Annotated in this window: 4 protein-coding genes; all 4 read right to left on the minus strand. The window is 42.4% G+C overall.

Annotated elements, in window-relative coordinates:
- Nucleotides 1-177: 177 nt before the first annotated feature.
- Complete coding sequence (locus EL17_RS20295) at nt 178-2,028, minus strand: alkaline phosphatase (RefSeq protein ID WP_051720233.1); 1,851 nt, start codon at nt 2,026-2,028, stop codon at nt 178-180.
- An 88-nt stretch (nt 2,029-2,116) separates the two neighbouring features.
- Complete coding sequence (locus EL17_RS20300; RefSeq protein WP_035078742.1) at nt 2,117-3,667, minus strand: RagB/SusD family nutrient uptake outer membrane protein; 1,551 nt, start codon at nt 3,665-3,667, stop codon at nt 2,117-2,119.
- Between the two features lie 18 nt (nt 3,668-3,685).
- Nucleotides 3,686-6,757 carry a SusC/RagA family TonB-linked outer membrane protein gene (locus EL17_RS20305; RefSeq protein WP_035078745.1) on the minus strand — a complete coding sequence of 1,024 codons (3,072 nt, stop codon included), beginning with the start codon at nt 6,755-6,757 and terminating at the stop codon, nt 3,686-3,688.
- A gap of 273 nt (nt 6,758-7,030) precedes the next feature.
- Nucleotides 7,031-10,735 carry a helix-turn-helix domain-containing protein gene (locus EL17_RS20310; protein WP_035078748.1) on the minus strand — a complete coding sequence of 1,235 codons (3,705 nt, stop codon included), beginning with the start codon at nt 10,733-10,735 and terminating at the stop codon, nt 7,031-7,033.
- Between the last annotated feature and the right edge of the window lie 146 nt (nt 10,736-10,881).

Here is a 10,881-nt window from a genome sequence, read left to right on the forward strand (position 1 = left end):
CGGAAGGCCGGATGGGTTCAACACTTTATGCGGCCAAAACAAACGGTTAATCCATATTATAACCGGGGGCTATACCCCCGGCTACGTTATTCCGCCCCGATGGGGCTGTAGTGCCGCAGCGTGACCTTCGGAATTTGCAATTCCGAAGGCTGGGGTATCAAACAGCAGGGAATGAAGCTACCTATCCGTTTTTAAATGATATTTTAGTATGATCTCCATGATTTTGCCATAGATCTCTGTATTTTCATAAACCCCTTTAAAACTATCTGCATGGGGACCATAGGCAAATATCGGAACCATGATACCTGTATGATCCTCAGTTGAAAATTCCAGCTCCACCAGGTTTTTTGAAACATCACCCTGAGGCAATGTAAGCCCTCCGGTTTCGTGATCAGCTGTAATGAGCACCAATGTCCCTGGGTTTTTATCCGCAAACTCCAAGGCAACACCCACGGCCTGGTCAAAATCTATCACCTCTTCAACTACCTTTTTTGCATCATTTTGATGTCCTCCTGTATCTATCTGTGCCCCTTCTACCATTAAAAAGAATGGCCCCTCCTTTTTCCTTAAAAATTCCAAAGCCTGGAAGGTAGCTTGGGCCAAATAACCTTCCCTCCCTTTCAATACTGAAGGCAATCCATGGTGGGATGCAAAATATCCGACCTTTAAATATTCTGAATTTTGAATATCCGCTAAAGTGCTTATGATCTCAAAACCATTGGAAACCAAACTATCATAAGCACCATTTTGATACCGTAGAAAATCATTCCTTCCACCTGCGATAAATACATTGATAGCACTTAAGCTCAGATCTAAACCGATACCATTGATATTGTCCCTGTCTTTTTGATGAGCAAAGAATGCCGCAGGCGTAGCCCCGGTAATATTGTCACTGGATACCAGACCATTGTAAAAGCTTAAAGCGGATAGTGCTGCTGTTATATTATTGTAAGGCACCGTATCATTTTGCCCTATCCCTCTGTTATGCGTCTTTTTGCCGGTCGCGATAGCCGTACCACCTGCTGCTGAATCGGTGGTGAAATCATCCAAGGCCTGTGTTTTTACCAAACCGATATTTTTTAGGTTCAAAATGTTCAACTGATTCCCATTACCCACCATACCAGCATTCAGCTGCGCCAAACCTGTTCCGTCACCAATCAGCAGGATCACCTTATCTACTTTAGCCTGCTTGCCGTCATACATGAAATGAGGTTCATAGATATCACTTTTCAATTGGCCTATGACCAATCGATCGGCCAGATTCCCAAGGTATTTATTGGCTTCGGATGGATGATCTGTATTGATGTAGTCTACCCCCAGTTCGTGAAGTGCTTTCCATGCTGTTTTGGAATCCGGCGTTGCCCAGAACCTAATGGGTTTTCCTATTTGATGCACAGCATCGATTACAGCTTTCAGCGCCTGCCTTTCTTCTTCGACTATCCTACCCTTCCCATTCCAAACTGAGAATTTATCAAATGGCAGACTAATCATCTCTACTTTGTCTACATCCAGTAGCGCTAAGTCTGTAAGCTCTTGGTGATCGAAAAATAGGTAAGCAGGATAATTTTTATATCTATCAGAATAAGGCCGCTTTCCCGAAATGACCAATTTTATTCCATTTTGATTGGAAGGGCTGTACAATATATCCAGATAACCTTCGCATATCTCCATCAATCGGTTTAAAGTAGGTTCGGCTTCGGTTTTTAAATCTACTAAAAGCAAATAAGGCTTATGTTCAAGTTCCAGTTGAACTGATTTTCTTATATTCTCTAGGTACAAACTTTGAAATGTTCTCGCTGGATGAATGGTCTCTACCTCGTGCGCCACCAACAATGAATCGTTCCTTAAAAACAAATCCACTTCTATGGAAGCTGCTTGGCTCCCAAAAGCTGTCCAAAATGGAACAGTGTTTAGGTAATCATTGTGGCTATGGATCTTAAATGACTGTTGGGCCCTCGTGGTATTTTGAACCGGCAAAAAAAAGCAGTACAGTATAGAGATAAGAATGAGATTTTTGGGAAGCTGCATTTGCATATAGGTTAAATATAACAAAAATAAACAGGCCAAAATATGAATTTTGGCCCGTCCATTTCATTTAGTGATAAGATCGGTATTTTTACCACCCTTGATTCTGGGCTATTCCTGATACAGATAGGGTGTTGGGAGGAATAGGCCAAACGTGATGGATCTCCGGATTGAAACTTCTGGCTGGCCAAGTTTCATATACCGTAAAACCCGAGTCTGGATTGGTTTTGGTAGAATGGTTTCTTCCTGTGGCCGGGCGGCTGTAGGCAGCCTGGGCATCTTTCCATCTTACCAGATCCAAGTGTCTATCTGCATATTCTCCAGCTAGCTCCACCCTCCGTTCCTGCTTGAGGTCAGCAAGTGTAGCGCCGGATTTGGGGGCAAGCCCGGCACGTGTACGGACCAAATTAAGAGGTACATCTCCGTTTTGCCCCTGCATGATGAGCGCTTCTGCTTTCATCAATAAGATTTCCGCAAACCTGATCAATGGCGTATTCAAGTCAGTGGTAGGATAATCGCCATTTGGATTAAGGTGTATTTCCTGCGGAAATCTGTAAGGATGCATGTATTTATTAAACTGGATACCTGTCCAGGAATTTCCAGAATAGTACCTTCTTTGATTTCCCAAAAAAGTAAATTCATCTCCAAACACTAATAAAGTGGCCTTTTTTCTAGCATCCCCTTCCTCAAAAGCATTGTAAAGTTCCAATGTAGGTGAAAATGTTCCCCAACCGTTATACTGACCCCAACCTGTATTTTCCAACATCACACCCGGTAGGATCTGCCCCCTTTCTTTACTGGATACTGTGGAGTAAACATATTCGGAAGAGAAATTATTGTTTACATAAAAAACACTAGCAAAGTCCTCATTTGGATTGCCCGTATTGATCAATGCCCTGCCAGTTGGAGAGTTGATTATCTTATCCGCATAAGTGACCACATCTGCCCATTTATTGCTTTCATAAGCGGCCCAGTACAAGGCATTTTTTGCCAAATAGGCATGAGCGGCATCTTTATGGGCCCTGCCGAGCTCATTGGAAGGATAACTGGTGAAATACGGAAGGAGCTCTGCTGCCTTTAGAAGGTCCTGTTCAATCATTCTGTAGTTATCCATTACATGCGAAGGCCTTGAGAACCTCAGTTCATCCATATTCTCTACTGTTATAATAGGAATTCCTGCTCTATAGTCACCAAATCTAGGAGCCAGCCAAATATAGGCATGGGCCCTTGCAAAATAAGCTTCACCCAAAACCCTGTTCTTTATTTCAACATCGATGTTCATTTCAGGAACATATCTCAAAATTGAATTTGCTCTTTGGATGACTGTGTAAAACAACGGATAGATCTGTGCTATCCTACCTTCTTGGCCATTGGCCTGGAAATTTCGGATAGCACTGGCTGCGGCATCTACCCTTCCCTGGTGAAAATCATCGCTTGCCGCTATTAGATACATAATACCCCTACCAAATAGGTGATCGCTGTCCCAATGCTGGTACAGGCCATTGGCAGCATTGATGGCATCTTCCTCTGATTTCCAATAGTTTCCGGTGGTAATATCTCCTATAGGTGTAAGGTTTGTAAAGTCCTCACTACATGCACTGAAGCAAAACAGTGCAATCCATAAGTATTTTATATTTTTCATGAGATTTGATTGACAGTGTTAAAGATTAAGATTCAGGCCTAAAGTGAATGTCCTAGGAACAGGAAAAGTCCCGTTGTCAATGACAGCGCCGGTGCCTACTTCAGGATCTAGGCCAGAATAATTGGTGATTGTGAAGAGGTTTTCAGCAGCCAGGTATACCCTGAGGTTTGTTCCAGCTTTGACCCTATTGAGCATTGATGAAGGGAAAGTATATCCCAGGGATAGGTTCTTAATTCTTAAATAATCTCCATTTTCCAGGTACCAATCTGATGCCTGTCCAAAATTAGCATTGGGATCTTGTGTGGAAAGCACCGGGATGGTAGCTCCAGGATTTTCGGGTGTCCAGGCCTCCAATACCCTTCTGTCCAGGTTATAGCCCTGTAATCCTGCGTTGTAAGCAGAAAATTTGTACCCGTTAAACAACTTTACTCCTGCTACCCCCTGTCCTAGAAGCTGCAAGTCAAAATGGTTATATTCCAAACTAATGTTCAACCCAAAATTGATATCAGGCATGGCATTACCCATAAAAACCCTATCTGCATCACTGATTCGCCCATCTCCATTTACATCTTTGAAAATCAGGTCTCCAGGTCTGGCATTAGGCTGAATTTTTACACCTTCAGCATTCAGATGCTGTTCAATCTGTTCTTGGTTTTGGAAAATGCCTAGATGAGGGACCAGATGATATGAATACAAGGGCTGACCTGGTTCACTTCTGAATGGATAGATGATACTCCTTAAGTTTTGTGTATGTTGGATAAAATTGTCAGTAAATTCATCCAGATCCCTTAGCTTATTATTGATGGTGGCGACATTGCCACCGATATTGTAGTTCAGCCTGCCCTTTTGGCCGGTATAATTTATACTCAGTTCCACTCCTTTGTTTGCTACTGTGCCTACATTTGCTAATGCCCCAATAGGTACACCAGCGTGCGGATCGGGAGTATTTCGAAGGATAAGACCCCGGGTATATTTTTCATAATATTCCGCGGCGATCATAAGCCTGTTTGAAAACAGCATCGCATCCATACCCACGTTGACCGTTTCTGATCTTTCCCACCTTAAGTTGGGATTGGTCATTTCGTTGATTGACAAATGCCTGTTTCTAAGCCCTGGGTCACCCAGAATGACATTGTTTCCTGAGGACATGGGTACATTAAAGGCATAATTTCCAACAGAAGAGATATTTCCCACCTGTCCCCAAGATCCCCTAATTTTTAGTAGGTCTATAAAAGCCACATTAAAGAATGGCTCTGAAGATATTTTATATGCTGCGGATGCCGCGTAGAAATAATCGGATTTGGTCGCTGCAGGTAGTCTGGAAGTCTCGTCCCTTCTGATACTACCCATCAAAAAATACCTGTCATTATAATCATACATCAATCTTCCGATCGCAGAAGTCAGTACATCTTCAAAGGCCCCGCTACTTGGGATATTCAAGATCGCTCCTGCATTTCCGGCATACTGAAACCAATCATCTTCCCGGTCAAAATCCTGCACTTGGAAACCGAAAGTTTCTTCCCTTTTATATTGGGCAGTATAAACACCTGTCAAGGCAAAATTGTGGTCTCCCAAAGATTTGTTGTAATTAAGCTGTTGGTCCCAGATCCAGCGGCTACTATTCCCAGCTCCCTGATCCAGAAAATTCATGTTGCTAGGCCTGCCGATTTCAGGAGCTCTGGGTGAAAACCTTTTGTCTGTCCAGGACCAAAGGTCAATAGAAAAGCTAGACCTAAAAGTCAGGTCATTCAGCACATCATATTCACCATAAGCTATGGCATTTAGGTTTAATTTTGGGGAATTGACAGTGGGCCTCAGCAGTAGAGAAACCGGATTATAGGTATCTCCATATGCTCCGGCAAACTGGGACAACTCAAAAGGCACTGTACCATGAAAATTTCCATTTTCATCATAAACGGGGGCAGCAGGGTTCATATAAATTGCATTGATAATGGCCCCGCTGTAACTACTGACTGTATTGGTTCCCCTGGACAATTCACGGTTGAAATAGACATTCTGACCTACCCTGAATCTATTGGTGATTTCATATTCGGATTTAAGTCTAAAAGAAAACAGTTCATAGTCTGTATTCAGCAGAAGTCCCTCCTTCTTATGGTATCCAAATGAAGAACTATACCTACCCTTATCAGAGCCTCCACTGATTTGAAAATTTATATTTGAAACGGCGGCTGTTCTGAATATTTCGTCCATCCAGTTTGTTCTAGTTACCTGTCCCCATGGATTTTGTTCGGGATCGTGAGCCGCTTGGGCTATGGTGCCGGCATGTGCAGCGGCATTTCTATAAGCGGTGGCATATTCGGTCGCATTAAGCGCTTCTGGGGTTTTGTATGCAGCCTGCACTCCTTGATATACGTCCATCGAGATTTTTGGTGCTCCAGCTTTACCTGTTTTGGTAGTGATTACGATCACACCAGAGGCTGCCTGGGCCCCATAGATTGCCGCTGCAGCTGCATCTTTTAGGACAGTCAAACTCTCAATATCATTGGGATTGATCCTGTTTCCATAATAGGGCATCCCATCTACTACATATAATGGAGCTTCGTTTCCAAAAGTCCCCATTCCTCTGATGACCACTTGGGGAGCATTTCCAGGCTCTCCTGTGGCAGCTACCACGGTGACACCGGCTATTTGACCCTGCAGCATTTGGTTTACACTTGACACTGGTCGGTCCACAGTCCTGGCGACATTTTCCAGCTGTCCCACAGAGGTGGTCAGATCAGCTCTTTTTGCAGTTCCGTAGCCTATCACCATAAACTCATCCATGTTGTTCACCATTTCAGATAGTGAGACGGTAATAAATTCTGCTACGTTATAGTTTACAATCTGTGATTCCATGCCTATAAATGAAACCATAAGCTCCCCGGTCTCTGATGGGACATCCAATGAGAATGTACCATCTATACCGGATACGGTGCCCCGATTGGTGTTGCCATTGACCATAACAGTAGCCCCTATGAAAGGCGCCTGGTCTGATGCTGTTACTACTACGCCACGGATGGTGTGTTGCGCGTGTAGTTCCATTACTGCAAAAACACACAGTAATAAGAAGGTGTAAAATTTTAAATTCATCTGCTTATATTTTGTTTTTTAAAGGTCATAACTTGTCCCGTACCGGAGGTCGGGATGATCTGGCTCTGGCCGATAATCATCCCGGTGTGTAAAGGATACTTCATGCTCGATTTCATATGATAATTTGCTTTTGATCTGAGTGCAAATTGGGGGGTTAAGAGCAGATAAAGGTGTGTTTTAAATACAAAATAGGTGTACTTTCATTTCAAACTGGTGGTGTAAAGCATCATGTTTTTACTACTTTTCGGTCAGTAATACTGCCTTAATAATGGGTTAATGGCTGGTTAATAAAATTTTGTTTTTCTGCATCTGAAAATTTTTGGGGCTGGTTCCAAAATGCTTCTTGAAAAGTTTGCTGAAATGCTTAGGGTCGTTGAATCCACAGTTGTAACTCACCTCTGAAATATTCATCTGACTATTTTGCAACAGCTCACAGGCCATATCCAACCTGAGGTGGATAATAATGTCCGAAGGGGCTTTTCCGGCCAGCTCTTTAAAGAGCCTGTATAGCTTCATTTTGGAAATGCCCATTTCTTCACAGAGTGTTTCTATTCTGAAATCAGTAGCGGTGAAATTTCTTTTGATTTTAATAAGTGCTTCCTGCATCAGTTTTTCGTTGGGGCTGAGCGGATATGCCCTCTCTTTTCCATCGAATACCCTATCCACCAGAGATGAACTTTCTGCCGGTTTCCTTTCTTTCAATAGGTATTTGACAGTCTTGTTTATAAAAGCCCTGCTCGAGGGCATTTTTAAAAATGCATTCACCCCCATGTCCATGAGTTTTTCTTGGAACGAAGGCGAGATAAATTCATAGATATACAATATGGGTATAGCCGCGAAGCTGTCCTTTAACTGGATGGCATTCAATAGCGTGGCCACATTTTCGGTGAGCTTTTCATTGTAAATGACAAGAACATCTATATTTACCGTCTGGAGGGCAGAACTCATCATGTCGATTTCATGCTCTATGATCAGAAAATACAGGCTGGAATCCAGGATTTTCACCAAACTGTCCGCTTCATGTCTTTTTCCATATAGCAAAACCACCTTTTTGCCCTCTGGTACCTGAACTTTGAGGTCCAAATGTTTCCAATGCCGATTTTCTAATAGTTGCTGGTTTTCAGCCAGTAGATCATATGGAATGTCCACTTCTATGGCTACTTTACCATCTATTCCCTCCAAGGTCATTTTGCCTTGAAGCTCATTGAGCATTCTTCTTGCTGATTGATGGTACATATTGAACTGCCTGTATTCTGACAAGGAATCCTTTAAAGTACTACTATCGGTAATGATCTGAATCTGTAGCAGTTTCCCTTTTGAAAGTAATTTGATTTCCAGCACAGAACCTTTGTCCAAAAACTTGATCAAACCTTTAAAAAGATACTGGAAAAACAGCTTCAACCGTACTACATCCAGAGAAACCCAGTCTGGAGAAAGGTTTTCAGCATATTCATATTTTATACCATACTTGGCCAGGGTAGGTTCAAAATCCTTGTTGAGCGAATGAAAAAGATCTGGCAGCAAAGTCAGGGAAGAAGAGGGTGGATCCAATTGATTAATGGACGTATTGGATTCCAGATCATTGGTGAAATTCAGCAGCGGTGCCAAAGTATTCAGGGCTTTCACTTTAACGGAAGGATCTCTGAATGAGGCTTGCTCCAAGACCCCCTTTAGATCTACCAGGGGAGATTTGACCTTTCTGAGCAGGTAGTCCACAAACTTGTCCATTTCAAAATCAGGATGCAGTTGCCTATTGTGAAGTTGGAGCAAGCGGGACCTTTGAGCTTCTATTTCCCGGTTTTGGAGATCCAAAGCCAAATTCTTTTCTTCCAATTTTTTCTTTTGTTCTGCTATCAGGTTGGTCCTTTGGATGATTTTTTTTTCTAATTTTTGCTGTACTTTCTTAGATTGATACTGACGAAAAAGCAAAAAAACGGCTGAAAGAAGCAAACCCGACAGCACATAGATATACTTTTTAGTATAAATAGGAGAATTAATAGTAAAAGGCACCGACACAGATGCTGATTCATAATCCAGCCTATTTTTCACCTCCAGCAAGTAATTTCCATCCTTCAGACCATCTATAGTCAGTAAATTTGATTGGGGTAGGTATTTCCATTCCGGATCATGGGGCAGGACCCGGTAGAGGATAGTATCTTTTGCGATATCCCCTATGGCTATCTGCTTTACTGCCACCTGGAGGTCCTTTGAGCCATTCTCTGTGATCATTTCCAGTTTAAGGATCGGATTTGGCTGATTGAGATCCAGGTCATTGGGATGAAAATAATTCAGGCCATTTACACCACCAAAATACAGTAATCCACTTTCCGTCTGAAAGGAGGCGCCTTCGGAGTATTCTGCCGACTGCCACCCTTCTTCGGGTAATAATACCCTAACAGTGAAATCTGATTTTTTTATAAAACCAATACCATTGGTCGTACTGATCCATACTTTATCGCCATGGCCGTGCAGGCTGTATACCAAGTCACTCAGCAATCCATTATTCTGGGTGATGTAGGTACTGCTGCCTTTGGATTCGTCCCATATGGTGATCCCTCCATGGGTCCCTATCCAAATATTACCTGTGTCCTCATCTTTGTAAACCGAGTAAGTACTGTTGTCCAAGAGACCGTTTTTGTTATCAAAACAGGAAACTTCGCCATTTTCCCAAATCAAAACCCCGTTTTTTTCTGTAGTCAGGTACAGTTTGCCATCATGAAAATATACCCCTCTGATATGCTTATCCTGGATTTTATCCTGGCCTTCAAATGGTACAAAACGCTCTGCCGATAAGTCATAAAGCATGGCTCCTCCCCAACTTGCCACCCATATGCGCTTGTTTTCCACATCTTCCGCAAATCCGTAGTTTCTTTTGATAAATGAATTTTCGTTTTTCTCGTGAAAAATTCTGTCAATCCTATGGTCTTTGACCGTAAAAATGCCCTGATATGTACCTACCCACACAGTCCCGTTACTATCTTCAAAGATTGCCCTGATTCTTTTCCAGTTGTCATCTGCTAACTCCTGGGGATACTGTAATGGAGAAAATTCCTCCTGCCCATTTTCCCTATAGTATATCCCCGAAGAGTAATAGCCAATCCATAGCGTACCGTTTACTTGTTTGTTCACGGCCCGTACGGTTTCGTTTACGAGTTCAGGATGGGAAACAGGGTGTGCGAATATATGATTAATCTGGGCTGAATTTTTGATTACCCTCGATACCCCCCCATCCTTCAAACCCAACCAGACATTCCCAAACACATCTTCTAACACAGCCGTTACTTCATTACTTCTCAAGCCATAAGGATTAAAAGGGTCTGCTTTATATTGTTGAATGTTATTTTTTTCCTTATCGTTTATATGGTAGGGAGCGTAAAACAAACCCTGCGAAAGTGTTCCCCACCAATGATTGCCTTTTTTGTCTTTAGCGCTGTAAAGTAATTTGTCTTTAGCGATGGCTTCGGGAATCTGTTTCTTCTGCTCGGACGGGGAAAACACGCATGACTTGCATTTTTGAAATGAATGGTCTTTAAAAATGTAAGTGCCATGGTCCATCAGCTTGACCAAGACTTCACCATTTTTGTCCACACCTAGGTTTGTTATTCTTTGGTCGAAATGAAAATTATCAAATTCGTGTTTCCCTACTTTCAGGCTGATGGTTTCTGGGTCGGCCCATACCCATAACTGATGGTATTTATCCACCACTATTGCATTGACATAGTTTCCGGCCAAACTGTTGGGATTATCAAGCTGATGCCCAAATACGGTGAAGTTTTTTCCGTCAAAATAGTTTAACCCATCCCATGTACCGATCCAAATTCCGCCTAAGGGGTCATTGGCCATGACATTTATAGAATTATTGGAAAGTCCCTGTTCTACCTGATAGGTTTTGAACTTCAGGTTTTGGCTAAAAAGCGTGGGGGAAAGTAAATTAAAAAAAATTAAAAGAACGAATGATATAAGCTTTGGATTAGGCATATGCAAATTTACGGAGAAGCGTATGATCTAAAATTAAGCTAATATTAACATATGATTATCCACCGATGTACCAGCGGAGATTGGAAGGAATCAGGCGTATTTTAGCCGACGATCCACCTGTAGCCCCACAGCCGCGTTTTTATAGA

Source organism: Anditalea andensis, from assembly GCF_000714815.1.
GTDB classification, from domain to species: Bacteria; Bacteroidota; Bacteroidia; order Cytophagales; family Cyclobacteriaceae; genus Anditalea; species Anditalea andensis.